A 24,841-nucleotide genomic window follows, 5' to 3' on the forward strand; every position below is an offset into this window, starting at 1 on the left:
TACTAAATTTGAAGGCGGAGAGAGATGGGCGTTTACACTCGTTTAAAGGTAAACGCCTCTACATCTAACTATGATCACTCTTTTTTAATGCCCTGCTCATAGCAGTAACTGTATTCTTGTGCGTTTTATCAAATATGTGGGTGTAGATTTTGTTTGTTGTTCCGATGTCGGAATGACCAAGCGCTTCCGAAATGGATTTCAAATCAACCCCTTCGTTATGAAGAATACTTGCAAACGTATGTCGCAGGTCATGTAATCGAATTTGCGGCAAACCGTGGCGTTTGAGAAACACTGTGAACTGTTCAGTTACCGTGTTCACTCGATAATGCTTTCCATCTTCCCTTGTATAAACAAAGTCACTTTCAACATAATCTTTGCCGAGCAGTTGTTTATACTCATCTTGCTTCGCCCTTACTTTTTTCAGTAACTCCAGAATTTCGTCGTCGATATACAAAGACCGCTGACTCTTTGCAGTTTTCGGCTTCTTGATGACAACATTATCCCCAGCGCTTGTACGAACTGTTTTAACGTGTAGTATGCGTTGCTCCATATTAATGTTCTCCCACTGGAGTCCAGCAATCTCTGACCGCCTTAGTCCCAAATACGCCGCTAAGTAAACAGGAAGTTCAAGCTTTGTATCCTTAACTGTATTTAACAAATCGTGAAGTTGTTCTTTAGTAAGAGCCTTTCCCTCATAATCAATTTTTCGTGGCAGTGCTACCGCATCTGCCACATTCCTATATACATATTGCTGTTTCAAAGCATAATCCAGTGCTTTGCGAATATTGGCATGATGCTTTCGAACAGTATTCGAAGATAATCTTTTTTCTTCAAGGAGATGCTTATAGTATTGCTGAATGTGAGTTGGATTTAGCTTTTGTAACTCAATTCCACCTAGAAATGAATTAACATGCTTTAATATATTGCGGTAACCGTAAGCGGTTGTTTCTTCGCAGTTATATTTGACATAGATGTCGAACCAATGTTCAAAGAATTCGGAGACAGTAATTTTACTCGACTCCACATGAATATTCCTTTGTTGATTGTAATTGAATTCCGTTAACAACTTCTCTGCCTCGGCCTCAGTACTGGCGAAAATATATTCTCGCTGTCTCTTACCATCCGCACCCTTTCCGAGCTCTTTTGTCACCCGGAACCTTTTCCCAATTTTTTGTATACTTCCAGCCATGTTCTCTCTTCCCCTCATAATTAAGTTTGATTTAATTGTTTATTTGCAACCTTAAGCGCAATACGATTTGAATTCCTTTCGAATCCGTATTGCTTGGAGTGCTACTTGATAAACATCCTTGTCCCATAAAGATGAAGCTTGGGCAAGGTTTAGTCCCTCGTATTTATTCCAAAGATTAATCGCAAGCAGAACAAGAGCCTCCGTCTGCCCCGTTAACGCCTCTACTTTGCTGGTAACGTTCGTGTTTTGGCTGTTAGAATGATGCAGTGCTTCGAAAAACCAATCAAATGGACCATCCTTGTATTTCGATTGAAAAGCATTTAAAGATCTCTGGTACAGCGGCAATATAGGATGCTGCTGCGTATTCCGCATTACAGTAAGGGAACTTCTCAAACATTTTTGAGCAATGCTTTACGTGATCATCATTTAGGAAGTGTAAAGTGCCTAGTGGCATTCCGAATACTTTCATAAGAGTCCTCCCGATACAATTGAGCGTCACTTGAAACCTTATAGGATTCTCGATTGTGTGAGTTATCACTATCTTGTTACTACTTGTGCATCTCGTACAATAAGGAACGAGATGCCCTTCACACTTACTGTACCTCGACTCTTGCCTCAGTCCATTCCTTGAATTTTTTAGCCGGGATAATGATTCTCCTTCCTACTCTGATTTTGGGAAATCCCTTTTCGTTGACTAACTTGTAGATAGAATTACGACCCAAGGGCAGCAACTCATAAAGATCCTGCATTGTGTACCATTCTTTGAGCTCTGACTTTGACACGACTATCACTCCCTCTAATAATGTATAAATAAAGATCTCAGCGTTACGTTCTGAAGATACTCGTAGCCCTCATGTAGCCTTAGAGGGCTACGAATATTTGAAGCAAATGACCGTTAATTAAGGGGCTTTTAGGCTTCCGTAGACCTTGTAGACGTTGGTGGATACACCGTTACACCCCAGGATTGTTCAGCACTTGACTGCACAATAGCGTCATGCTCGTCTTCTTTAAGTTGAATACCCAGGAATCCTCTGAGCGGATTCGAAACATTCAGTCTGAATTTTTTTTGCTTCAAGCCAAGATTATTTAATTGGTTGAAGAAATCACTTTCACTCATCACTCGAAGACAATTGGATTTACAATATTCTTTGTATGCCTTTATAAGCGTACGCCGATGCTCCCGCAGGTTAATATCAGCTTTATTCACGATACATGCTTCATTAATAAAAGCCTGAACCGAATTTTTTTCATTTTTGTAGGCCTTACGAAAGGCAATAGCATCTCTACATTCCGTGAAAACGTAGTTATTGCCATGCAAGCGTTGTAAGCCTTCAATTGCCCAGGCAGCGATTATGTCCTTTTCCATTAGAAGCTTGGGAATTAACCCCTTATCACGCTTATCTTCAGGCACTTGATAATCAAAAGTTAAAAAATGTATCCGATCTAAGAAGGCATCTGTCATATCCGATCCTTCCGGAAGAGGCATACGATTTCCAGCTACAACAAGCTTGGATCTAGGATAGAAATGGAAAGGATCCTGTCCCTTTCGTTCGCCTGTCATCATATCACCACCGGTAATCATTTTAATTAAGTCTACCCCTTTAAGCATGCCCTTCTCGTCTAGCTCGGCGCTTATATTGAGCTTTGAGCGCGACAACTCCGCAATCATAAACCGATTGCTGCCTAGTTGATTCAGAGACACTGCCGTAGTAAATTGAGCACCAATTAAGCTTCTCCATATCTCTAACCAGACGCTTTTCCCGGTATGTGGGAGCCCAATTAACGCAAAGAACTTTTTAGCCCTCCACTCGTTGCTTATGATATAACCAGTCAATTCCTGTAACGATTGAATTTTTTCAGGATCTCGATCTGTGCAATCAAAAAGGAATTTTTGGAAGTGACTTTCATAGAAGTAATCATCAGCATTTCCGAGATATTCCGCATCGATGAAATTCGTAAACTTCCAATCTGGGCTGTGATGCTCAAGTTTGCCGGTTAGAAGATCAAAAACACCGTTTCGGAAATTAATTACTTGAGCATTACTATCCAACGAACTCAACTCAGCTTGAAGGGTTGGTTCACTCTTTATACGATGTAATACATCGCTCATCTTCGCCCGATCAAGATATATGCTTTGAGCTTTTGAAATACCCTTTCTAATGAGAACAGTCAGTGAAAGTTCATCATATTCATTAAAGTATCCATGAACATCGTCATAGACCAGAATCCTACCTTCTACACAGATCACCTCATAATAGGAAAGAACCGACTTTACAACCTCATATGCCAGTGGGTGTCGTAATTCTTTGGTATTTTTATTTTGGTCACCCATTTCTTGTTTTTGGGCATGCTGAGACGTATTTTGAATTGATTTTACGACATTCATAACATCATAGGATGGTGTATAGTCGTAGGGAGAGGTAGATTCTTGAGCCTTGCGAGCAAACATTCTTCTCGCTTCAGTGCTACCTAGCTTTTTCAGCTGATAATCCGGTATTTTCCGGGTTTCGTCCATAATTTCCTTTAGCCTCCTTGGGGTTGAGTGCCATTAGATTTGTCCAACTGACCAGCCAATTCGGGGAAAAGTTCCAATAAGTAGCCATATGCCAATATCCGATAAGTATTACTTTCCTTTGAGGACATAGTAAATAGTTCGGCCTCTTGATTTGGGGTAGCCCTCGAATCGAATATTCTTACTTGGAACGCATCAGGATCGCCTTTATATTCGGCACAGATGATTATCCGCATGCCATTTCCCCGATGCGCCCCCCCCACAGTTAACGAATAAATTTGTTTACCCGTTGAACAGTAATATCGATGATCACCATATTTCTTGTCTTGAATGATCATCTGAATATTGTTAAACGTCTCAGGATTACTACTACAAAATACATCTGCTTGGTTGAATTTCCCCATGCAAATTCTGAATTCGTCTGTGACAATCGCCACTACTGCTGTTTTAATATCTACCAGTTGGCCATTTAAAATGAGTGAGATTTTCCCCGATTCAACCTGAATAATCGAGATTGCTTCATCTCCTTTTTCAGCCTTTGAAAGCAACTTCATCATTTTTTTTGAAAGGGTACTTTGCTCTTCATTAAAGAACTCCCTTTGCTCTCCATGAATCTCGCTGCTCAAAACAATTTGATTGTCTGATTCCTTTACGTCTACTTTTTGCATTTTAGTACCTCCAGTATTTTTTGCCTCCCTTTCTCCACAATCTAAAGAGTAGGCTTGAATCAAAATTTACAAAAAACAGAGCAATAAAGTAAGATCAGTACCGTATTTACTTTTGACTTGAAATCATTTCCTTTCATTCCTTTCAAATATAAAAGACGGCATATGAGAAAAACTCATATGCCGTCTTTTATTTCAAAACTAGAGACTGCCCGTCTCTTTAAATCGAATGCTTTCAATAACGCAATTCTAATTCTTCAATAAACAGCTTCTCAACTCTGACTAACTCATTGATTATATTGCTTAACGAATCTATTTTACCTGACCTTTTAACCGCTTCATAATCTGTATCAGTACTTACCAGCGGCTCCCCTTTCAAACTTAAAATAAAATCGAATGGATCATTAGAATCGCGCAATTTACTATTCATTTGAATATATCGTCGTACTTGATCATATTTTGAGAATGACTCTTCATTAAACGGTTCATCAAAAAAGTTTTCAATCATTGGCTGTACTTTGTAAAGACTATCCAGATTCCTATTTCTACTTTGAAGTGACAAATTAAACAGACTAGAATGAATAACTTCAAACACAGGAATCGTGAAATAAGCTAACTGTATTATCATTCTTACAGCTACCCGATACCATGCAAATTCCTCTTCAATTGATATCTTTACATCAAAACTCTCCTCCTGTGAATCCATCTTATACTTCTTCCTGTTACTTAATCTCTTATCTATAGGCAGTCTACAAAGATAATTAACTAATTGAATTCTGCCAACTACATTAGGCAATAATGAAATTAAACTTAAGACTTTAAATACGTTATCCTTTTCATTAAAATGAGAAACATCAGCATTAATAATCGATTTTATCAAATTATTGTTATATTCTCTTTCAAACAAAAAATAGTTAACATCTGAAAGATCATCTGTCAGTTTGGTCATGAATTTTTTATAGAGAGATATATGCTGCAATATATGTTTGTCGTCTTTCTCTGAAAGTTTATTCTTCATGAGGACATAATGCCCTTCGCCGTATTGAATACATTGAAACGAAATATAGGGCCAGGCTGGGTGCTTAATAATGAAATTTGTAGCTTCTTCATTTTCCTGAAGCTTCAAATGAACCCCTAGAGACCCCTTTAAATTCTTAGTATAGTTTGTGTAATACTGTTCATAATGCTTCATTCCATCTTCATCTTTTTCAGCACTGACTATCGCATACAAAATATCTCTTGTTTCCTCAATGTAATCTTTAGTACTAGATTTATCAGGCTTTTTATATTCATTGCTGAATTCCGTGCTAAAAACAAGATACTGCGCTAATTCTTTTTTAAATTCAACATCAATTTCAAAACCATAATCGTTTGCGCCATACTCCTCAGGTAAAGACTTCGGAAAAAAAGAGTCCAATTCCTTTACAACTCTTAAAGCAATTTCATTTGACTCCTGATGCTCCCTAAAATTCATATGCAATCCATGTAGGTTCGGGTGCTCTATCCTTTCAATGAACTCTCTATACTCTAGAATATCTACCAAAGGTTGCACGTACTTCATTTAATCATCTCCTTCTGCATATCTAGAATAAATTATATAAAAAAAACATCAACCCAACAATTGTCAGGCCGATGTTTGTATCGGTGATTAAGATTTAGTACATACTGACAATCTGGTAGTGAGTCAGCACCAGACGTCCGTCATTTGCTTCCCTGATAGTTGCATTTGCAGTACCGATTAGCAAATAATTGGGATTTAGAGTGGAGGCTAAGTCTATTGGGTTGAATCTCGCTTCTTTCCTTTCCAACTTAATAGTATCGTCAGAGTCAAAGGACCAATCAATGTCATCATTCATAGATGTGTAATCGTCATAGATGCTTATTTCAGCAGTATATGTTCCATCGGCATTCATATATATTTGATTAACTTGTGAAAATTTTGTTGCGTCTACTTTAGCCCAACGATAAGTGCTCCATAAATATGCATTGTTCTCATATTGGTAGCCACTAACGCTTTTATGACGGATGTCTACGTCAAAAAACGTCTTTACGGTTTCAGTAATCATTTCCTCAGGCATAAAAAAGTAATCACCGCCCTCCAGCATAGCTGAATAGTCATCCGGGTAAATTTCGATGTTATGAGCAATTGCAAACCTGATTAAGTCATCTGTGCTGAAGTTGGCTATGCTTGAATCCTTGAGATAGGGATTGGTACCAAATTCAACCTCACTGAAGAAACTAAAGTACCTGTTTAACTCTATTTGTTGATCGATGCTCAGAGAAGACCAAATATCTTCAGTAACATCATCTTCCTCAAATGTCACTTCCTGCTCTTCAGCTTCTAAAGATTGAAGATGAATCCGATTAATCTTTTGGGTGCCCCCATCAACTGTTATATCCACTATGACAGACAATGAAAGCAGTTCCATCGAATTGTCCACGTAGCGATATTTTGTTTCTTCATCACTTCCCTCAATTGGAGTGCCTAATGCATCAGTAGCTTTATTCAAGTCATCGCCAATTCGAAGTCCATAAGCATTATACACACTTTTGGAAGACAAAATTATTTCCTTCACCGTAAAATTATTGTTGTCAACAATGATTTGGGTGCCCTCTAGCAGGTACGTAGTTTGATCAGAAGAGGTTTGTGTGTCCTTAACTTCATAGTTTTTGGTTATTTTCTCTTCCACTCCAAGCGGATTCAATAATTCCGAGAGATCCAACCCAGTAATTTCTGTACTTTCATTGTATGCGGCATAATTGATACCAAAGATCGCGTCCGACTTATAGTCGCTCCCAAAACTAAGCAAAAAATCATGATCTACCATGTATAATGCCGTTTTTTTATCATCGACTGTAAGAAGCATATCTGGCTTTCCTAATCGGGAGACATTTTCATCAAATGATGAGTTAAGATAGATGTCGGCAATTTTGTACTTCCCGTATGACTGCTTATCAACAAAATCTTTGATTAAGGTTACTTCTTCTGCTCCCCGCTCAGTTCCACGAACCATAAAACCGTTATCAAAGCCATACCAAAAGTTGTCGTTCTCATCAAACGTTATTTCATCCGGTGAGCCGAATTTTTCTTTAATTTGTTCTTTGTTCATTGTGCGTAATTCAGTCAACTCATAGACTTGCGTTCTCCCTCCTACCAAAATAATTACTGCTGCAAGAGCAATTACTCCAAACAGGATCCAGAACCAAAAACGTTTATAGATTGGTATAACATTTTTTTGAAACGTGACAGGATTAACCTTCGCAATCGGATCAGTAGGGGCCTCAGTAACGCCAGTAAAATCAACGAATGTATCTTCTTGTTTGAATTGACTCGCGGCACGCCCAGCAGACAGTACTAATTTTTTAATCAGATGATTCATAATCAGCGTATAAACGTACTGTTTGACTGAACCAATTCCATATCTTGTAAACAACAACTTTCTTGCGATCATCCTCGATCCAATTGTGTAACTACGGTTTCCTTCATCAATGAATAAGGTGTGAATAGTAGCTTTCATAAATATGAGTCTGATGTATTCAATTCCAATTAACCTCTCTTTTTTAACCTCAATATCTGAATGAATATGTGACCGTGATAAATACTCATAAAGTTGTGCTTCAGTAAGCGAGTCAGGAAATACTAGCTTTCCAGATCTCATTTTTATGCCAGTAGTTAAATTGTATACCAGGATAACGATCCCTATCCCAGCTAAAACAAAAAACAAGTAAAACATAATCCAACCCAAAACACGAAAACCTTGATTCTGAGATTGTTCAAGGCTTAAGCTCTCTCTTAAAGTATTGGCCCATGATTCAGATAGATAGAGTGCAGGTAGAAGAGCCACAACAATTCCCAACAGAATATACATAAAGAAGTGAAAACGCATATTTTTCAGCAATTGTTTTGTTACATTTGATGTCGGAATGAGCGAATTAAAATCGGATTCATTAAATTGAGTCTGCATGTACAGAACTCCTTTCCAATAGTATTGATTAGATGACCACTCTGGAAATTGCTTTATCTCTAAAAAGAAAAGTCCAGCAATAGAAAGAATAGAAGCGATGGCTGCCTCATTATCATTCCAGCTGGACCTTTCTATTATAATTCTATGCCTTGCTCTTCTTTCCCGAAATCAAAAAACCAACCCCTGACAACAGTGCTGTTAACGCCCCAATAATAGCAGCAATACCAATGTCACCAAACATCATCCCTCCTAAAAAGAGACCGATTATACCCAGAACTAATAACAGAATACCAATAACCTTCATCGTTCATTCCTCCAACTTTTATTAATGAAGTTCAAATGCTAGTGCGCTAATTTTAGGAATGGTTATTTGTCCACCCATTGTAGATTGATAAGTTTCCAATCCTTTTGACAAGCCCCAAACGCTAACTATATCATCTTCAAGAATGCGGAGTTCATCTTTACTTCTCTTATAGGTAACGTAAATCGTATCCTCGTAGCCATACTCTGTTTTTGTAATATCAATCCGATAGGCAACATTATTACCTGATTCGATGACTTGAATGACTTGGCCTCAATAGCCGACCTTCTTATCCATGTACTCTTTCGGATTACGAGCAAGATCTTTATAGGGATAAGAGGACGCTTCCAACTTGAATTGTGCTAGATCGAAAGGTTCTTCGGTTGGCTTGGTTGTTTGAATGTCATTGCCATTAGCAGTAGTAGTCGGTTCCTCATCACTGGCAAAGTAACCAATTAAAATAAAATTCCAAAGATGACACCGATTACGATAATGATGGATTTCAGGCATCCTCCGCGTTTCTTTGGACCTAGCAATTGATTTCTTGACTCCAAATCCTCTACTCTTACGTTTTGCATTTGTCCTCGATCTGCCGTAAGTGGTGATCCGTAATTGTTACAAAATTTTGCTTGGATATCGTTTAATGAATTGCATTTGAAACAGTTCAAATTTCCCCCTCCTATTTACCTAATTCATCCAAGCCGATTATACCCGCATTAGTCGAATAATGTCAATAACTATAGTTATTATAGTAATTAGAAATAATAGTTCGTTGATACGTATTTCAATACCTACTATGGTTTCCATAGATACTTATGGGTACCGTAGGAGTGATACATATGAATAAAATTTCAATTCTCATCGGTGATAAACTTCGCTCCCTTCGTCAGCAGCAGGGGCTAAGCCAAGAAAGTCTCGCTTTCAGGGCCGGTATTACTCCCACCTACTTAGGCCAGGTTGAACGTGCCGAGAAAAGCCCTACATTAGAAACACTTGAGAAAATTGTATCTTCCTTGGGAATATCATTCGAGGAATTATTCCGTTTTGACTTTGATCTAACTAACACCGTTGACTATACCATTGTACAGAAAATTGCTATACAGCTTCATGGCCGGTCTCAAGAAGAGCAGGATTCACTATATCGGATTATTAAGCAGTTAATTTCTTTTAGAGATCTAAAATAAGATTTACAGCCTTCTCGAAACACTGGTATGTTCCGTGTGATCAATGATCGCTATCTAGCATAGCGTCTACAACTATAATATATAAATTAATACTCGGATCATGCGAAGCTACCAGTGTTCTTGCTATTCCGATACAAATAGTTTTTTGGTTTAGCCTTGCTGTATGACTTGAAATTCCCCTTCATATAACTCCACGCTCTTTTAAACTTACATATGTTCCATTACCAACTACAATATGATCAAGTACCTCAATTCCAATTATCGCTCCTGATTCAATTAATCGTTGTGTTAATGAGATATCCTCTGGGCTGGGATCTGGATTACCGCTCGGATGATTATGTGCACATATAATCGATGCACAGCTTCGTTTTATGGCTGGGCGAAAAACTTCTCTTGGATGAACAATGCAAGCATTTAACGAACCGATTGATATAACTTCTTTTGCAACTACTCCGTTTTTTGTATTGAGAAATAGACAAACGAACTGCTCCTGCTTTAAATGCCGAAATTCCGGTTCTAGCAGCCTGTAAACGTCCTCGGGGGACCGAATTGTATCTATAGAAGGCAACGGCGCAGAAATGAAGCGGGAAAGCTTGAGCGTGGCTACAATTTGCCTTGCTCTTGCTTTCCCGACTCCTTCAATAGATAGAAGTTCTTGCTCTGTTACATCAATTAGATCAGCAAACGTCGGAAATCGGTGAAGAATTTCTTCGACGATATAACTCCCAGGCTTTTCGCGTAGCGAATACGCTAATAATGATTTCAGGTCATCAGAAGTGGATTTTATCAATGGCCCTTATCTCCTTCTCAAATAAAGTGATACTTTATGAAAAACAAAAAGAGCCAACCCTTATGAAACAGTTGACTCAATAACTATCTAACCTCCTATCCTAATACTTTAGATAACATAAACCCACGTCCCGATCGTTTTTCGAGTCTATGCTGTCTCCTCGAAATATCTACTGGATTTTTAACATCTCCTCTGAATTCTTAGACCTGGATAAATAGTCATATTATAATATAGACTTGAATATTAGATTAATACGTGAGATTGCACTTCATCAAAACTGCAGGGTCGGCCCCTTCGTTGCTCGGCAAGATTATGCCACAGCCAAGCTGCTCGAGCAGTCCCATGTAAATATGCCTCGGGGTCAGTTAGAAGTCCGACAATCAGGGCACATTGTACCTGACGGACAGTTAGTACCAGACAGCCGGAGGCTTCCCCGTCGTAATATCCGATAAGACGATGATGTGCAGACTGCGAAAAAATAGAGGACTTCTCCACGAGGCTATAAATGGATAGCAGCAAAAAAATCGTCCTTCCCTGTATGGTTGTGTGGTAACTTCCATTTTACAAGAAAAGACGATTTTTTTGCGTTTTTTACATACAACGAAAAACAGGGGCGGACCAGAAGTCAGTTTTCACTGACTTTCTGGACAACCCCTTTCATGGTGGAGGCGAGCCGTGGCTGTGCAAAACCACAATTCGCCGGAGTGTGATGATTCGGATGTTTGGGGTGGTTGCTTGATCTAACCAATTGAACCATGCTTTCCGAGATCGATCTTCTTCCCTTTTTTTATGGCGTAAAGCGCAATGCCACCAACAGCCGCTATTGCCAGAGTGCCAAGAAAAACAACCCCAACAGGATTTGCAACAATAAGAACACCTATAGGCCCAGTGCTGGCGGCAGCTTCTACAATTGTAGTGGCACCTGCTACTCCCGCACCAGCAATTAGTTTATTCATCTTTATTTGCCCCCTTATCCCCGTTTTTTCTCCGCTTCTTTTCGAATTGTACCGATTAGCTTATCACTCCGAGTATCTCTACCGTTATTATTTCTAATCGTCCCCGAAGGTAAACCATGCTTTTTCTCAAAAGTCCCTACCGTGCAATCACTTCGTGTCTTTCTAGTCATTGTTTCTCCCCTTGTTTCAAAATCAGGTTATTCTCCATTTTACAATTTTCTTAATTTCTTTACGTTCGAAGTGACGGTCTGTACAGCAACCAAAATACCAAGAATCAACCCTGCTGCTTTAATTACTTTTTCCAAGTGTATTACCCCTCCTTATTTCTAAATAAATCTGTTACTAGCCACCCTACAATACCAGCTATCAGAAGGGCAAGCAGAACATTTGGAACGGACTTTCCGTTTTCAATGTTTCTTATAGTTTCTCTACTCACGTTAGCGCGACGCGCCAGTTCCTCCTGAGAAAACCCTGCTTTTTCCCTAGCTTCAGCTAGATTTGACAAAAATTTAGGTTCCAAATCTTACCACCCCTTGCTTGAATTTATCTTACCATACTTGTCCAATTTACTGCAAGTATTCTTTGCAAAGTTTTATATGCAAAGAATACTTGCAAACGTATTAAAGCAAAGTACCATCAACAGCGTTGCCTTGACTCAACTAACGGTACTCTCAAAAAAGTGAAAAATTAAATGGAATCGAATTGAACCTCTGTCCAGCAATAAATGCTGTGGTCTTACATGGACAAGGATTCAAAACCACAATTCGCTACAGTGTAATGTTGAGGTTGCTTGGGGAGGTAGCTTAGGATGCCTGCCAATTTGGCAATCTGAAATACGTCATTCCCTTGATAGTACGGCCATCCTTAGCGTGACGACCAAATCCCCAGGTTTCAGGACGTTGGAGCATTACTTTAAACAAGATAAGGCCATAAAATTTTGCTGCAGATATATCGTCATATCCGAGTGCATAATACAGGGGTTAATAAACCGTTCCATGCCAGTCGTGTCTAGGGATCCAACTCGATGTTATAACTTCGTTTGAATCGGCTATGTCATTCAACGCATTTCGCACCTGATCATAAGCAGTATTATCGAATTTTTGCAGCTTCTTCAATCATTTTGCTTACTCGGTACGATGTGGAACATAGTTTATTTCCTTACCCGACTCAACTCTAAAAATCATTAGACACACCCCTTAGCTCTTGAAATATTGTAACAATGCAATTGCAGCGCGTGTTTTCCTCTCAATATCCTTTGAATCCATTTCTTCAGCAAGTATCGAAAGAGCCTTGCTCAGTAACTCATTGGTTTCAATGCCTAAAGTGACTGATTGTTGATTGAGGTATCTTTCAAGTTTTGCGACCTCAATCGGATGTTTGAACTGTGTTATACTTGGACGATTTCGGATGAACTCCTTCAATTCAGGTATCAATTCACTTCGAGGAATGACTGCTTTCCAATCGACAGAACGCTGATGGGATAATCCCACGTCATCCAAATCCCCCTTGAAACTATAGACCCCTAACACACCAACATGAACGTTACCGTTGTTTCGATCCTCAATAAGAACGAAATCCCCTGGCGACATGGTGTTACAAAAAGCATTAACCATCCCAAGATGATAACGGGTTCGTGCGGGATCTTCATGATAAACACGCTCTAAACGTTCGCGAATTTCCTTTTTGTTTAGACCGCTTAAATCACCTAAACCAGGATAACCAATTGCAACAAATTCTCCGGTCAAAAATTCATTAAATTTATCCTCTACATTTAGAGGATATGTTTTGCATTGAAACAACTCCATTGTAGATTACTCCCTTCGATCTAATCATCCTTGAAGATAACCCTCAAGGACCTCTATTCAAACAATAACATTCAGATATCTTATTGTCAATCTTGGAGATGTCCTTGAAGATACCCTTCATTTTGTTCTTTGGATGACACTTGAATTCTATGTTCTTGTTAGTTCTGAATATTGCTGCAGCTTGTGGGTGAATGAATCTTTCTGTATTCCATTTTCATCAAAAAAGTAAAAAGACAGTAGGGACAAAAGCGTCACTAAGACGCAATCGACGGTACTGTCAAATTGAAATCTGTACGTTACGTCATTGGAGAACGAAGTTGAACCCCTGTCCAACATAAACCATTGTTGTTTTATATGGACAAGGGTTCATAAATGCAAACCGTGTCTGTGCAAAACCACAATTCTCCGACGTGTGTTGCTTAGATTGTTTGGGGGAGGTAGCTTAAGACTATTCTATTAGGGGTTCCCCGTATCTCACTTGTTCAACAATAATCCTGTCGAAATATTCAACACGTTGCCTGGCCACTTTTATGACTTGATCATCAAAACCCCAAGCACCCCCATAATAAGCGACCATATCTTCAATTGTTAGCATTGTTCGACATTTCTTCATTATCTTCTCCACTTTCTTCATTGGGATTCAATGAGGTGTCGTTTTTTTATCGTTCCAAGAACTTCGACCACATGGTATCATATGGATATATGTCTATTGTCGGAAGGTGTCGTCTTATGAATATCAGTTCAAAAGAGCTTATAAGTAAAATGAAAGCTACTCTAAATAATATTGGCTATGATCTGAGCAAGGCGATCATCGAGCTTGGTCAAGTAAGCAGGTCAGAGCGTAGAGATCGAGGGGAATCATTTTCAATAGAGGAGCATCTAAAAGGATTAATTCTGGCGATGTTGAGTAATCAAAGACCTTGGGGACCCATTGTTGAGAACATGGAAAAGATTACTGAAATCTTCTACGGTTTTCAAATTGAAAAGATTAAGCAAGCTGATAAGAGTTCGCTGGCCACCCAATTAAAAGACATAAAATGCGGTAATCGTTCTATTGATAAGCAGATGGAAAGTCTTGATTATAACATTCGCATATTTGAGCAGATTGAAGTTGTTTATGGTAGCCTTGATCAATATGTCGTAAATGATACTCCGGATAATATTGCATGGGAATTAGGCCAAGGCAGAAAGTACAAGCTCAAACAAATGGGCTACACATTGGCACTTGAATATTTAAGAAATGTCGGTGTTAAAGCAATTAAGCCTGACTTGCATATTAGGCGTATCATTGGTGATGAAAGATTAAATTTATACAGCGGCTATCCATCAGAGATTGAGACAGTCAAAATAATGGGTACTATCGCTGAAGAATCCGGTGTAAACCTCACTTATCTGGATAACTTGATGTGGCTTTATTGCGCAGTCGATTATGCCAATATCTGTGGAAGTGACCCAAAATGCAATTTATGTGAGCTTCAACAAAGCTGCAATATGGGAGTATCAAAGCAAGCAGTATAAAAAATGCCTAAGAGCCAATCAGATCAACGGCTCTTAGGCATTTTTTGTACACGTAATTCTAAATAGTTGGTTGGTAACCCGTAAATTGTTAGCACCAAGAAAAGATGAAGTACAAGAACATTTATTGATTTATTACAGGCTTCAGCCTTAATTAATCCATGAGCAATGTTATTCCGCAAATTCATTCCTGATTGCTCTACCATAACAAATTGAATATACTTATGAACTGCGTCCCCTAACGATTGAATAACATCTTCTCTTTTTAAGAACTCGTTAAATGTTTCTTCATGTTGGGCCATTCCTTTCTTGATAGAAGATGTTGCTGCACCAGCTTTAACAAACATATGCCTTACACATACTTCAAATTGTGGAACTAGTACATGAAGTGAACTGATAGAATCTTCGTTGAAAAAGCTCCTAACACCCACTGATATAATAGTGAAGTTGTTCTCGTTCATTAATTCCCATGATTTTAACTTCTCCAGAAATACATCTGCATTAAGTCCCTTTTCTTCTGTGGTCAAATTAAATACAGATAACAGTGCTAATTCAAGAATAAGTTGTACATTAATCATGTAGTTACTGTTAAGACTCATTTCAAAATTTTCTTCGTCGGATGTTGGTTGGAAAATCTTTTTTCCATCCGATACAGCTCTTACTAATAAGCCATTGGAGAGTAAACGTTGACGCTTGGTCTTCTGTTAATTTTCTTATTCTATCAATATTCGGTATTAAGTCCTTGTCAACAGATATTAGCATTAATATCTTTTCTAATGTTAATTGCCGATACTTATCTAAAAGCCCCTCAATTTCTTTTTGTTGTCGTTCATCGAGCTTTAAGGGTACTGAAACTAATTTGAATTCAGGTTGGGCATCGACATACGCATCATATACTTGCTTTTTAATTTTTTCTATTTTTCTCGGTTTCACCAATATCAGCATAATGCTTCAACGCAAGCTCTAGGAAGTTTGCTTTTACAAGGTTACTTGTGTCAGCTCTCCCTTGTTGAAAAACTGTTTCTTGTTCAAATGACTTACCTATTTCCATCTCATAAAAATTCTGCCGCTTTAATGGTGACAAACAACGTTTTTACGTTTTCCTGGAGCCTCGCTTTCTGCTTCACGACTGGAACCCATTTATAAAAGCCATTTTGAGAGTTCTCTCTTAGAACTCGGCCTTACCATTAGTGATACGGAGTCGGAGTCTACAACATCGGGCGAAGCCATTTTACACAATAAATACGGACTTCACTCAGAATTCGGGATACTCTTCCTACTTTCTTTTTGCGTAACGGCTTGTCAGTTCTACCTTAACTTTCTTCCACTTTAATTTGTTTTTCAACATCTGTTATTTTGCTGAATAACTTCTCGTCGACTTTCAAGCTAATAGAAGGATCTTTGCTACCAAAGTATGCGAGAATAGTATGTAGTTCTACTATTTCGACACGATTCATGAGATCAACAATTCGCCCTACATCTTGTTGTACGAGTTTCTGAGGGTTGACTAAGATGTAATATTTCTTTTCAATTAGTCCTCTATCATTCCAGATCTTTAAATCGATTATGAAGGCATCTTCAATTTCTCGAGACTGATCTAGCTTAAACTTAGGCCGTCCCTGAACTACCTTAAGTTGGTTATATAGATTTCTAACATCTGGAGGAATATCTATATGTTTCGTGATTTGATTATGTAAAACCATATACTTACCAGGCTTATAGATTTCATACTTGTAAATCTCTCGACCATCAAAAAATCTGCTAATGATTACTAACACATTTTCTCCTGAGTTAACCCTTTCAACTCTGAGATACCCCTCGCAAAATTTATACGAGTCACGAATTTCTGTATTCTTCCCCTTATCTGTGACATAAACTAGTCCAGACCTTGTTACATTAATTTTCAGCTTCATTGATATGCTCCCCTTCCAAGTCCATTTTGCAACGTTAAACCTCTACTAAAATGACATACGTGAGTCCTCATATTGTCAAAGTATGGACGTGATCCAACCTATTCAATATTCATAACTCATAAAGTAGAAGACGACATCCTGTGATACGTCTAAACGCATTTCCAGATACAGAACAAATCAAAAACAGACTCAGTTTAAAGAATCTGTATACTTACCACCGCTTCTACACCATTTTACGAAATGTTCGCAGTTATCCTGAACTAAGGTATAATCACTTTCTCCGATCAGCGACTCGGCTCTTGAGATTACCTGTTCAATATCTTATACAATTTCACTGTCCATTACTTTAATTCCAGACAAGTAAAATATGTTGTCCATTGCCTCTACCTAATCTCGCCTACTTGAGCTATTGAAATTATGAATGACCTGGTCATCGCCTATGTAGAGAACGTGATGATAATGTCCAATTTGCCTGACGTAAATGTGATCCCCGCGGCATAACTTGACGGTGACCTATCAAGTTAACTACTAGGTAACTTAAACCGCGGAAAAGTTGTCGGTTCTATAGTTGGGGGTAATGGGATAGATCTTCTCCCGTTATTTTTGGTCTGGACTGCTCGATCCTTGTTATTCTCAAGTATTTCTTCTGAAAACCAATTCATTATCCTAATTTCCCATAATTCACTGACAGAGAGGAATTATACAAACAACAAACTGTACCTTGATTAATGTGACTCAAGTGTGACTTTATTTACTGGGTTGAATAAAGTCATCTGGTCAATAATAAATAATCTGCTAGGTTTTTAGCGATATGCAGAATAAGAGGAATCTATTTCAATTTAAGCGAAACCATGTGAACCAATGCCTCACGAATACAAATAAATCATCCCTATGAAAGGGAATGTAACCACTCCTTCCATCCCTAGTATAAAATATTTCATAAGGTGTGAATAGGAGCAGATAGAACATCCATAAGAGGCACGGCTCTAGCCCGGAGATTTGTAGTACTTCCCAAAAATTGTTTATTGGTGTTTCATCCCTTTGTTTACAGGTTAATTATTTTAATGGATAGAACATTGCGAAGGGATTTTCTTTCTTCCTTTCAGCCCTCGAAAAAGGATAATATAAACAATGAATATATTGATTGTAGACGATTACGAAACCAACCGCGTTGTACTGTTTCATATCCTCCAAAAACTGGGCTACACTGCTGAAATTCGCGACAAATGGCTTGGTAGCTATCGAGGCTGTTAAAATCCTATCCTATCAACTTATTTCCAAATGCCTCAGATGGACGGAATAACGGCTGCTAAATGGATTCTTTCCAATACGGTACCCTCTCCCCGCATCATAGCCGTCACAGGGAATACGTATGATAAGAATCAATGCTTGACCTTAGGTATGGTAGATTTTGTTGAAAAACCCGTTAATATGCTTAGAATTAGACAAGTCATCGATTCCCTTATCTTTTAAGAAGCAATTGGCTTTTTCGGCTGTCTAAAACTCAAAAGAATGTTCTATAGAAAATACATCAGCGTACTATACAAGGTAGCTACCGTACTTAAACATTACATATCTTTCCACTGATCTATTCGCTTCCTTATGCACGCAGCAACGACTGAAGCAGCACAATCGCCTGCACGCGGTCGGATACCTTCAGCTTGGAATACAGCATGCTGATATAATTCCAGACCGTGCCTCCGCAATGTATAGCTGCGCCGCAATTTCACGGTTGCTGCAGCCCTTAATGATCAGTGCGGCCACCATCTGTTCCCGCTCTGTATCGCCGACAACTGCTGCGCTGCACCGCCGCTCTCCTTCGACAACTCCGCGATTCGAATGGCCAGCTTCGCGGCCACCTCCGACGTCAGGATGTGTCGACCTTCATAGGCATCGCGAATGGCTTCGATCATTCTGTTCGTGTCCATATCCTTTAGCAAATACCCTATAGCGCCTACAATAGATTTCTCTTTCAGGTAAGTCGTTAGAACATGCACTTTCGTCTCTGGATAATCAGACTTGATACGCTTGAGTGACGTAATGCCATCGATACCCGGCATCTGGACATCCATTAGCACGATGTCAGGAGCAAGTCTTGCCGTCATCTCGTAGGCCTCGCTCCCGTTCATTGCAATGCCCAGCACCTCCATATCGTCCTCCAGCCCGATAATCGTAAGCTTCGTTCATGTAATACCTTAAAATCACAGGCTTGTTTCGCGCAATATCGTACTTGGCGTAGCATTCGGCAATCATGGCGTAATCGTGCAAGAATCCGCCTTCGTACGCAGCATTCAGTGCTGCGGCATACGCCGTCTCCGCCGCCGTATAATCGCACATCAGTCGGGATAACTCCGCCTTGGCCAACTGGTATTTGTGCAGATGATGTCCTGAACCTTCTTTGCCAACGCCCTGGAGCCGACAAACTCCGTTTGATCCGATGGACGTAGACATTGCGTTCCGTATCGGTCGCGGTCCCGTAAAGCTTCTTTTAGCACGAGAACAACATAATAATGCTGGCTGGATATATCCAAAATCTGATTGGGGTTCGACCGAATCATAATCTCGCATTGATCAAGCGCCCGCAGAGCTTTCTTATAATCACCGAATAAATAACTCGTAATATAGAGGTTTATGCACAAATTCGTGCTTCGAACAAAGCTATCCGCGTTCGCTACCAAGTCCATGGCCACATCTCCATGACCGGCAATCGGTGGAAATGGATCTCGCTCCGACCTTCTCCCTGTCAGCTTCGCAAGCAAGTCAGCGAGCATTGCTGCATGCTGGATATGATTGTCAGCTTTCGGCAATAAAAAAAGCCGGCATTGGCCATCATACTTTCATAGATTGATCCTAAGGGTAGCTGAATTCAATCTGTAACGCCCAGTTAAACATCAACGTCCAGTTAAACAAGGCCAGATTGCCAGTCTGAATCACGGAATCTCTCACTTCGTTTTCGTATTTCATCAGAAAGTCTGGCTCATGCTTGCGCCAACTCAGGAAACAAATCGAGAACTCGCTATACACGTGGGCCTAGATATCCGGTTTGGTTCGTGCAACGTCGCAGGCAGCCTTTCCCCAGCGGTAAGCCGTATCATAACGATGAAACGTAATCCAACAGCAGCGCGTAGCCTGCGAAGCCATGTCCGGATTCGGGCACGAGACTGTGCTCGGCCGTCAGCTCGATCATGCGGAAAATGGCGAAAACCCATTGCCTTTTATGCTCCACAAAGCTGGCCTGGCTCATATAGACGAGAATGGACATGACAAGCTTGAAACGTTCGTCCATCATGGGCGCAGACTTGCCGGTCATGCTTCAAGATACAAATAGATTTTTTGTTTAGCCATACTGTACGACTTGAAATTCCGCTTCATATAACTCCCCGCTCTTATAAACTTACATATGTGCCATTACCAACTACAATATGATCAAGTACCTCAATTCCAATTATCGCTCCTGATTCAATTAATCGTTTTGTAATTGAGTTATCTTCCGGACTGGGATCTGGATTAGCACTTGGATGATTATGCGCACATAATATCGATGCACAGCTTCTTTTTATGGCAGGACGGAAAACTTCCCTTGGATGAACAATGCACGCATTTAAAGAACCGATTGATATAACTTCTTTTGCAACTACCCCATTTTTTGTATTGAGAAATAGACAAACGAACTGCTCCTGTTTTAGATACCGAAATTCCGGTTCTAACAGTTTGTAAACGTCCACGGGGGGAACGAATAGTATCTATATCAGGCAACGGAGTTGAAATGAAGCGGGAAAGCTTGAGCGTGGCTATAATTTGCCTTGCCCTTGTATTCCCAACTCCTTCAATAGTGAGAAGTTCTTGCTCTGTTACATCAATAAGTTCGGCGAACGTATGAAATCGATGAAGAATTTCCTCGAAGATGTAACTTCCTGGTTTTTCTAGAAGCGAGTACATTAATAATGATTTCAGGTCATCAGAAGTGATTTTTATCAAAGTTCCTTATCTCCTTCTCAAAAAAAGTTATACTTTATGAAAAACAAATAAAGCCAACCACAATGAATCAGTTGAACTCAATACGAATGTCTGGACCTTTCTTGTATTTTTGTAGTATATTCCATCTCCTCACTACTGGATGTTCAATCGAGCCTCATCGAACTTCAACTCGCTCTGATTTCTGAGTACCTCCTCTAAATTCTATAAATCCAGATTGATAGTCATGATAATAATATAGATATAAATTTTAAATTAATACGTAACATTGTTTTTTCAAAGATATTCCTGCCCACTGATATTGCAAAAAATACCGTTCAAATGGGTACGTCGAAAGTTTCTTGAATTATTTCATGCACACAACTTGCCCACGAACTTCTATGCACACATCGTATTCCCATGGATTTATAAGCTGATTACTGAAGACAGTCGGACAAATAACTCACAAATAGACTCAAAAAACTGATAAAACGATTTTGTCTCATAGAAATGATGAATGCTATCTTTCGAATATTTACGGTATTCAATGGGGAAGACTATTTTATGTGGAAAGATCTAGTAGATAAAATTGTCGTCTCGTAGTAAAATTGACCTAATAATGACGCAATGAAGGTCAATAATTTTGCGGAGAGAGGAATAGTATTGTTAAGTAGCCAAACACCATCTCCTAGAGAATAACAAAGTATCATTCAATCACTATGCGAGATGAATCTTCAAAGTTATGATAGGCGCAGTTTAGCGCGTTCAATAAATCAAAATCCAGAGGACATATTTGGGAAGGACAGAATAATCCGCAAAGGGCTGACTCTCTCGTTACATGCGCGGTCCGGCATGGTATGAGTACGGAGTTAAGTTTTGAAATAGAGCAGACGAGGAGCAAAAATGCTCAATTTGGTACTACGAACATAAGTAAACTGGATGCACATATTGCCATCCAACTTTCCAAATTATATTCAGTACTACTTGAAAAGCTAGATGTAATAAACGCAATTGAAGAGCCGGCCTCGCCTAATTTATCGAAAGGAACGGTTGAAGATTTTACTCAATTTCATAATAAGTTGAAGAATAAAGCTAAATTTCCTCCAACAAATCAAGCTCTGGCATCGGTTTCGAAGATCATTTTGTTCTGTTAAGCGAAAGATTCTAATTTTTTTTCGAAGCGTATTCTCCTACCAATGGAGGGGCTCGTTTTATTAAGCAATGAAAACCTTTTCAATGCTTCTTCGCCACACTGAATCGGTTACTGCGTTTTTATTATGACTTGGCTGGCAAGATAAGATGGTTAGCTTGTTTGAAATTCCACCTTTAGAAGCCTTATACGTCCAGGTTCGCAACAAACCTTGATGGACTCAGAAGAAGCTTTGGAACACGAAAAAACAAACATCAACTTAACGGTAAAATCGCCATAAAAAACTCTTTATGTTATATTTTCAGCACACCTATTGTTTCCGTAGATTTCCATTGACTCGTATGGTGACAATTATCTCAGATAGGGTGATGACTAGCATGTCTTACTGTAACAAGTGTGGTCATGAAGTTCCAAATGGTAGTGCATATTGTTCAAAGTGCGGAAATGAATTACCCAAAGAGCTACAAGAAAACTCGATAGAGGAGAAGAAGCCAAACATAGCGGTTAATGCGGGCAATGATAACCCAAATAGTACAACCAACAAAGATGCAAAGCAGGGCCTATTTGGTTGCCTTGGATGTTTAGGTTTTATTTTATTATTCGCAATAATTATTGGAAGTTGTGGAGCAAGTAATAATAACGTTGTACCAAATGATTGGGACTTTGATGGGGACACTTTTGATAAAGGTGATATGAGAGAATTCTTTAAATATAAGGAAAGTCAAAGCAATGATTGATAATTGATAAGAACAGAGGTGAACTATGGTTATTAAAATGGTTGAGTTTGCACTTATTAAAGAAGGCACTAAGTTTAACCAAAAGCAAAAAGATGATTTGAAAAAACATATTATATTCGATCACCATTGGAGAGGCTTCACCGGACTAGAAGAGGTTCATTTTGTTGCAATCAATGACAACTCTTTTACAGTAAAGGTTGCCGAAGTTGAACGTAACTGGCACCAGCAGTTTTCTAATAAGCTATGCCAACTCTGTCATCTACAAGAACATTACGTGCCTGGTCAAAGCGGGAACAATCGATTGCTTCATGTTATTAACGAGCAAGTGATTTGATGCATCTTTTAACAATGGGGCGATAGTGCCCCATCACTGTTTTTTACAGCTACAATTTGGGGGGAGAATTTTGAGATTTGTATCTACACTTATCATTTGCTTTGCTATACTATTGAGCGGTTGTACCAAATCGAATCCTGAAGAAGATTATATAAACACTTTAAATGCGTTATTCGATAAGTCTGACCAAGCAATAGACGATATCAATTCCATTCTTGATACCGCAATAGAAGGGGAGTATTGGCAGCTCAAAGAGCCAGCAAAGAAACAAAAAGAAGTCTTAGATATGTTTTACAAAGCCCTTGAAATTGAACCGCCAGCTAAATTTGCTGAAGATCACAAAACAACCACCTTACTTTTAAATTCAATTAAAGAATTCAACAATATCATGGTTGATTTTAGTCAAAGCGGCAATAAGGCCGCCTTTGAAAAACTTGGCGTAGTAACGGAGAGCGTCGATAAATACATGAAACAATCAGTATTTATGAAAGAGTATCGTGTCGATGGATATGAAGAAAAATTTGATACAAGAGCAGCAATGAAAGAGATCGAGGAAAATTCTCGAATGAATGAAGATGAATACGCTACATTTGTTCTCAATAATTTCAAGAATTATACAATTGCTATTGAGGGATTAATTGAAATCATAAAAACCGTTCAGATGGGGATTGAAGACCCATTAGTAATTGATACAACTAAAACTATTATTTTGCAATTACAAGCCGTTCGGGAAACTTTTGGCCTTGCTAAGCCACCAAAAAAATATGAAACCCGCCACTCAGATTTTGCCAAACTGATTGATCATTACATTCTAGCTGCCGAAGAACTTGAACGAGGGATTCTTACTGGCGATGTATCTGCCCATGAAAAAATGAATAAATACTTAAATGATGCAAATATATATCTTGAAAGTACGCGCAAACTTGTCGATGAAGTATCCGGCACAGAGTTGTCAATTAATACACCTAACGCTACTCAAGCATCTACACCGACTCCTAAACCAAAATCAACACCTGAAGCAACTAATGCACCCGCTAATTCTTCCATAAAAATGAATACTTACAGCAACGGCAGATTCGGTTTTACAATCAACTATCCAGAAGATTGGACTCTTGGTGAAGAGCCAACAAATGGCGATGGTATTGAGATTACTGGAAAAGATGGAGCCACGATACTTGCTTATGGATCGATCTTTATGGAAGAATTTGCACCTGATTTAACCGATTACAAAAAACTCGATATAAACAATAATAAATTTTCTACATACCATAACTCCATTCCTCATAGCGATGCAACTCTTCATCACGCAGTATTCATTCGATCAGATAATCAAGTCATTTATCAACTAAAAATTACTGTAAAGAAGCAAGACAAGGAATTAGCGAACACCATAATTGAATCCTTTTATACATTCGAAGGGCTTGAGTAAGCTTGGGGAAAGGAATTTTGATGCCTTAGAGTGCCTTTTAACCATTCTCAGGTGTATCATCTGAATCCCAGTATCGGAGGGCTTTGTCCGAGAATCCTCCACCCACGGCATACGTCCTATGTTCGTTGTTTATCAGTATCGAGCAATATCGAAGATACAAAGATTGATTCATTAATGGTTTTCCAGGAATGTTCCCTGGCTTCATTAGTGCCAATTCAATGTTGACATCATTAAGTGCAGCCCATCAAGATATGTCAAACCTCATGGCCGACAAATACGATATTATGAAAGGTCATTCCTCACTATTCATCCATACTACGCACTATTTAAAAAGTCGCCATCCTATTATAGGGAGGGCGACTTTTTAAATTCATTAGCAAAATTATTCATTTCAGTCACATTGGGCAACATAGCTCATTTCCATCTACGAAAGTGAGTGTAA

At 39.0% G+C, this 24,841-nt stretch carries 27 protein-coding genes and 1 pseudogene; 6 read left to right on the plus strand and 22 right to left on the minus strand.

The genetic code is table 11. The features are described from left to right. Positions 1 to 64: 64 nt before the first annotated feature. The 8 genes from KJW29_RS23945 to KJW29_RS23980 all read right to left on the minus strand — a co-directional run bounded on the left by KJW29_RS23945 (position 65) and on the right by KJW29_RS23980 (position 9,142). A complete protein-coding gene (locus KJW29_RS23945; RefSeq protein ID WP_214626528.1) occupies positions 65 to 1,189 on the minus strand; it encodes a site-specific integrase in 1,125 nt (374 codons plus the stop codon). A 593-nt stretch (positions 1,190 to 1,782) separates the two neighbouring features. Further along, positions 1,783 to 1,938: a helix-turn-helix domain-containing protein gene (locus KJW29_RS36900; RefSeq protein ID WP_425517574.1), complete on the minus strand. Its 156-nt coding sequence runs from the start codon at positions 1,936 to 1,938 to the stop codon at positions 1,783 to 1,785. A 161-nt stretch (positions 1,939 to 2,099) separates the two neighbouring features. Next, on the minus strand, positions 2,100 to 3,704 hold the full coding sequence (locus KJW29_RS23955; RefSeq protein WP_214626530.1) for a DNA primase family protein: 1,605 nt from the start codon (positions 3,702 to 3,704) through the stop codon (positions 2,100 to 2,102). A gap of 8 nt (positions 3,705 to 3,712) precedes the next feature. Continuing rightward, entirely contained in the window at positions 3,713 to 4,369 is a 657-nt protein-coding gene (locus KJW29_RS23960; RefSeq protein ID WP_214626531.1) for a hypothetical protein, read from the minus strand. 232 nt (positions 4,370 to 4,601) lie between these two features. After that, positions 4,602 to 5,927, minus strand: coding sequence for a hypothetical protein (locus KJW29_RS23965; protein ID WP_214626532.1), 1,326 nt, complete (start codon positions 5,925 to 5,927; stop codon positions 4,602 to 4,604). Positions 5,928 to 6,021: 94 nt separating this feature from the next. Further along, complete coding sequence (locus KJW29_RS23970; RefSeq protein WP_214626533.1) at positions 6,022 to 8,331, minus strand: hypothetical protein; 2,310 nt, start codon at positions 8,329 to 8,331, stop codon at positions 6,022 to 6,024. A 142-nt stretch (positions 8,332 to 8,473) separates the two neighbouring features. Then, positions 8,474 to 8,635: a hypothetical protein gene (locus tag KJW29_RS23975; RefSeq protein ID WP_214626534.1), complete on the minus strand. Its 162-nt coding sequence runs from the start codon at positions 8,633 to 8,635 to the stop codon at positions 8,474 to 8,476. A gap of 270 nt (positions 8,636 to 8,905) precedes the next feature. Next, positions 8,906 to 9,142, minus strand: a complete 237-nt coding sequence (locus KJW29_RS23980) for a hypothetical protein (protein WP_214626535.1) — start codon at positions 9,140 to 9,142, stop codon at positions 8,906 to 8,908. 329 nt (positions 9,143 to 9,471) lie between these two features. Here KJW29_RS23980 and KJW29_RS23985 point away from each other — a divergent pair, with 329 nt between their 5' ends. Then, the gene (locus tag KJW29_RS23985) at positions 9,472 to 9,816 is read left to right on the plus strand and encodes a helix-turn-helix domain-containing protein (protein WP_214626536.1); all 345 of its coding nucleotides are present in this window, start codon (positions 9,472 to 9,474) and stop codon (positions 9,814 to 9,816) included. A gap of 181 nt (positions 9,817 to 9,997) precedes the next feature. Here the strand turns inward: KJW29_RS23985 and radC are convergent, their stop codons facing one another. The 4 genes from radC to KJW29_RS24005 form a co-directional block, all read right to left on the minus strand. Continuing rightward, positions 9,998 to 10,606 (minus strand): RadC family protein, encoded by a 609-nt coding sequence (gene radC, locus KJW29_RS23990; RefSeq protein ID WP_246608352.1) that lies wholly within the window; start codon positions 10,604 to 10,606, stop codon positions 9,998 to 10,000. 740 nt (positions 10,607 to 11,346) lie between these two features. Next, entirely contained in the window at positions 11,347 to 11,562 is a 216-nt protein-coding gene (locus KJW29_RS23995; RefSeq protein WP_214626537.1) for a hypothetical protein, read from the minus strand. A 310-nt stretch (positions 11,563 to 11,872) separates the two neighbouring features. After that, entirely contained in the window at positions 11,873 to 12,082 is a 210-nt protein-coding gene (locus tag KJW29_RS24000) for a helix-turn-helix transcriptional regulator (protein ID WP_246608353.1), read from the minus strand. 676 nt (positions 12,083 to 12,758) lie between these two features. After that, the gene (locus KJW29_RS24005) at positions 12,759 to 13,367 is read right to left on the minus strand and encodes a hypothetical protein (RefSeq protein WP_214626538.1); all 609 of its coding nucleotides are present in this window, start codon (positions 13,365 to 13,367) and stop codon (positions 12,759 to 12,761) included. Between the two features lie 729 nt (positions 13,368 to 14,096). Here KJW29_RS24005 and KJW29_RS24010 point away from each other — a divergent pair. Further along, entirely contained in the window at positions 14,097 to 14,885 is a 789-nt protein-coding gene (locus KJW29_RS24010) for a hypothetical protein (protein WP_214626539.1), read from the plus strand. A 23-nt stretch (positions 14,886 to 14,908) separates the two neighbouring features. Here KJW29_RS24010 and KJW29_RS24015 read toward each other — a convergent pair whose 3' ends face one another. From KJW29_RS24015 to KJW29_RS36910, 5 genes and pseudogenes are all read right to left on the minus strand, one after another. Further along, entirely contained in the window at positions 14,909 to 15,460 is a 552-nt protein-coding gene (locus KJW29_RS24015; protein ID WP_214626540.1) for a DUF4209 domain-containing protein, read from the minus strand. A 22-nt stretch (positions 15,461 to 15,482) separates the two neighbouring features. Beyond that, a complete protein-coding gene (locus KJW29_RS24020; RefSeq protein WP_214626541.1) occupies positions 15,483 to 15,815 on the minus strand; it encodes a hypothetical protein in 333 nt (110 codons plus the stop codon). A 380-nt stretch (positions 15,816 to 16,195) separates the two neighbouring features. Then, positions 16,196 to 16,795, minus strand: coding sequence for a hypothetical protein (locus KJW29_RS24025; protein WP_214626542.1), 600 nt, complete (start codon positions 16,793 to 16,795; stop codon positions 16,196 to 16,198). A 189-nt stretch (positions 16,796 to 16,984) separates the two neighbouring features. Next, positions 16,985 to 17,113 (minus strand): lecithin retinol acyltransferase family protein, encoded by a 129-nt coding sequence (locus KJW29_RS36905; protein WP_214631291.1) that lies wholly within the window; start codon positions 17,111 to 17,113, stop codon positions 16,985 to 16,987. A 69-nt stretch (positions 17,114 to 17,182) separates the two neighbouring features. After that, a pseudogene (locus tag KJW29_RS36910) lies at positions 17,183 to 17,284 on the minus strand (hypothetical protein); the annotation flags it as partial. A gap of 801 nt (positions 17,285 to 18,085) precedes the next feature. Here KJW29_RS36910 and KJW29_RS36915 point away from each other — a divergent pair. Further along, positions 18,086 to 18,268 (plus strand): response regulator, encoded by a 183-nt coding sequence (locus KJW29_RS36915; protein ID WP_214626543.1) that lies wholly within the window; start codon positions 18,086 to 18,088, stop codon positions 18,266 to 18,268. A 183-nt stretch (positions 18,269 to 18,451) separates the two neighbouring features. Here the strand turns inward: KJW29_RS36915 and KJW29_RS36920 are convergent, their stop codons facing one another. From KJW29_RS36920 to KJW29_RS36925, 5 genes are all read right to left on the minus strand, one after another. After that, on the minus strand, positions 18,452 to 18,562 hold the full coding sequence (locus KJW29_RS36920) for a hypothetical protein (protein ID WP_425517452.1): 111 nt from the start codon (positions 18,560 to 18,562) through the stop codon (positions 18,452 to 18,454). Then, the gene (locus KJW29_RS24045) at positions 18,547 to 18,945 is read right to left on the minus strand and encodes a response regulator (RefSeq protein ID WP_246608354.1); all 399 of its coding nucleotides are present in this window, start codon (positions 18,943 to 18,945) and stop codon (positions 18,547 to 18,549) included. Before KJW29_RS24045 ends, KJW29_RS36920 begins: the two co-directional genes overlap by 16 nt. Positions 18,946 to 19,131: 186 nt before the next feature. After that, the gene (locus KJW29_RS24055) at positions 19,132 to 19,479 is read right to left on the minus strand and encodes a hypothetical protein (protein WP_214631457.1); all 348 of its coding nucleotides are present in this window, start codon (positions 19,477 to 19,479) and stop codon (positions 19,132 to 19,134) included. 407 nt (positions 19,480 to 19,886) lie between these two features. Continuing rightward, the gene (locus KJW29_RS24060) at positions 19,887 to 20,084 is read right to left on the minus strand and encodes a hypothetical protein (protein WP_214626545.1); all 198 of its coding nucleotides are present in this window, start codon (positions 20,082 to 20,084) and stop codon (positions 19,887 to 19,889) included. 97 nt (positions 20,085 to 20,181) lie between these two features. Next, positions 20,182 to 20,520 (minus strand): JAB domain-containing protein, encoded by a 339-nt coding sequence (locus KJW29_RS36925; protein WP_425517454.1) that lies wholly within the window; start codon positions 20,518 to 20,520, stop codon positions 20,182 to 20,184. A 1,756-nt stretch (positions 20,521 to 22,276) separates the two neighbouring features. On the opposite strand from KJW29_RS36925, the gene KJW29_RS24070 reads away from it, so the two are divergent. From KJW29_RS24070 to KJW29_RS24080, 3 genes are all read left to right on the plus strand, one after another. Beyond that, positions 22,277 to 22,636 (plus strand): zinc-ribbon domain-containing protein, encoded by a 360-nt coding sequence (locus KJW29_RS24070; protein ID WP_214626546.1) that lies wholly within the window; start codon positions 22,277 to 22,279, stop codon positions 22,634 to 22,636. A 25-nt stretch (positions 22,637 to 22,661) separates the two neighbouring features. After that, the gene (locus KJW29_RS24075) at positions 22,662 to 22,970 is read left to right on the plus strand and encodes a hypothetical protein (RefSeq protein WP_214626547.1); all 309 of its coding nucleotides are present in this window, start codon (positions 22,662 to 22,664) and stop codon (positions 22,968 to 22,970) included. Positions 22,971 to 23,040: 70 nt separating this feature from the next. Then, positions 23,041 to 24,399 carry a hypothetical protein gene (locus tag KJW29_RS24080; protein ID WP_214626548.1) on the plus strand — a complete coding sequence of 453 codons (1,359 nt, stop codon included), beginning with the start codon at positions 23,041 to 23,043 and terminating at the stop codon, positions 24,397 to 24,399. Positions 24,400 to 24,841 lie beyond the last annotated feature (442 nt).

Origin of the sequence: Paenibacillus agaridevorans, assembly GCF_018604145.1 — a bacterium.
Lineage (GTDB): Bacteria > Bacillota > Bacilli > Paenibacillales > Paenibacillaceae > Pristimantibacillus > Pristimantibacillus agaridevorans.

Coding starts and splice junctions, on each gene's coding strand:
- KJW29_RS23945 (WP_214626528.1), bottom strand. CDS start 1,189: ATGGCTGGAAGTATACAAAAAATTGGGAAAAGGTTCCGGGTGACAAAA.
- KJW29_RS36900 (WP_425517574.1), bottom strand. CDS start 1,938: ATGCAGGATCTTTATGAGTTGCTGCCCTTGGGTCGTAATTCTATCTAC.
- KJW29_RS23955 (WP_214626530.1), bottom strand. CDS start 3,704: ATGGACGAAACCCGGAAAATACCGGATTATCAGCTGAAAAAGCTAGGT.
- KJW29_RS23960 (WP_214626531.1), bottom strand. CDS start 4,369: ATGCAAAAAGTAGACGTAAAGGAATCAGACAATCAAATTGTTTTGAGC.
- KJW29_RS23965 (WP_214626532.1), bottom strand. CDS start 5,927: ATGAAGTACGTGCAACCTTTGGTAGATATTCTAGAGTATAGAGAGTTC.
- KJW29_RS23970 (WP_214626533.1), bottom strand. CDS start 8,331: ATGCAGACTCAATTTAATGAATCCGATTTTAATTCGCTCATTCCGACA.
- KJW29_RS23975 (WP_214626534.1), bottom strand. CDS start 8,635: ATGAAGGTTATTGGTATTCTGTTATTAGTTCTGGGTATAATCGGTCTC.
- KJW29_RS23980 (WP_214626535.1), bottom strand. CDS start 9,142: ATGCCTGAAATCCATCATTATCGTAATCGGTGTCATCTTTGGAATTTT.
- KJW29_RS23985 (WP_214626536.1), top strand. CDS start 9,472: ATGAATAAAATTTCAATTCTCATCGGTGATAAACTTCGCTCCCTTCGT.
- KJW29_RS23995 (WP_214626537.1), bottom strand. CDS start 11,562: ATGAATAAACTAATTGCTGGTGCGGGAGTAGCAGGTGCCACTACAATT.
- KJW29_RS24005 (WP_214626538.1), bottom strand. CDS start 13,367: ATGGAGTTGTTTCAATGCAAAACATATCCTCTAAATGTAGAGGATAAA.
- KJW29_RS24010 (WP_214626539.1), top strand. CDS start 14,097: ATGAATATCAGTTCAAAAGAGCTTATAAGTAAAATGAAAGCTACTCTA.
- KJW29_RS24015 (WP_214626540.1), bottom strand. CDS start 15,460: ATGATTAATGTACAACTTATTCTTGAATTAGCACTGTTATCTGTATTT.
- KJW29_RS24025 (WP_214626542.1), bottom strand. CDS start 16,795: ATGAAGCTGAAAATTAATGTAACAAGGTCTGGACTAGTTTATGTCACA.
- KJW29_RS36915 (WP_214626543.1), top strand. CDS start 18,086: ATGGACGGAATAACGGCTGCTAAATGGATTCTTTCCAATACGGTACCC.
- KJW29_RS36920 (WP_425517452.1), bottom strand. CDS start 18,562: ATGGTGGCCGCACTGATCATTAAGGGCTGCAGCAACCGTGAAATTGCG.
- KJW29_RS24045 (WP_246608354.1), bottom strand. CDS start 18,945: ATGGAGGTGCTGGGCATTGCAATGAACGGGAGCGAGGCCTACGAGATG.
- KJW29_RS24055 (WP_214631457.1), bottom strand. CDS start 19,479: ATGGACTTGGTAGCGAACGCGGATAGCTTTGTTCGAAGCACGAATTTG.
- KJW29_RS24060 (WP_214626545.1), bottom strand. CDS start 20,084: ATGATGGACGAACGTTTCAAGCTTGTCATGTCCATTCTCGTCTATATG.
- KJW29_RS24070 (WP_214626546.1), top strand. CDS start 22,277: ATGTCTTACTGTAACAAGTGTGGTCATGAAGTTCCAAATGGTAGTGCA.
- KJW29_RS24075 (WP_214626547.1), top strand. CDS start 22,662: ATGGTTATTAAAATGGTTGAGTTTGCACTTATTAAAGAAGGCACTAAG.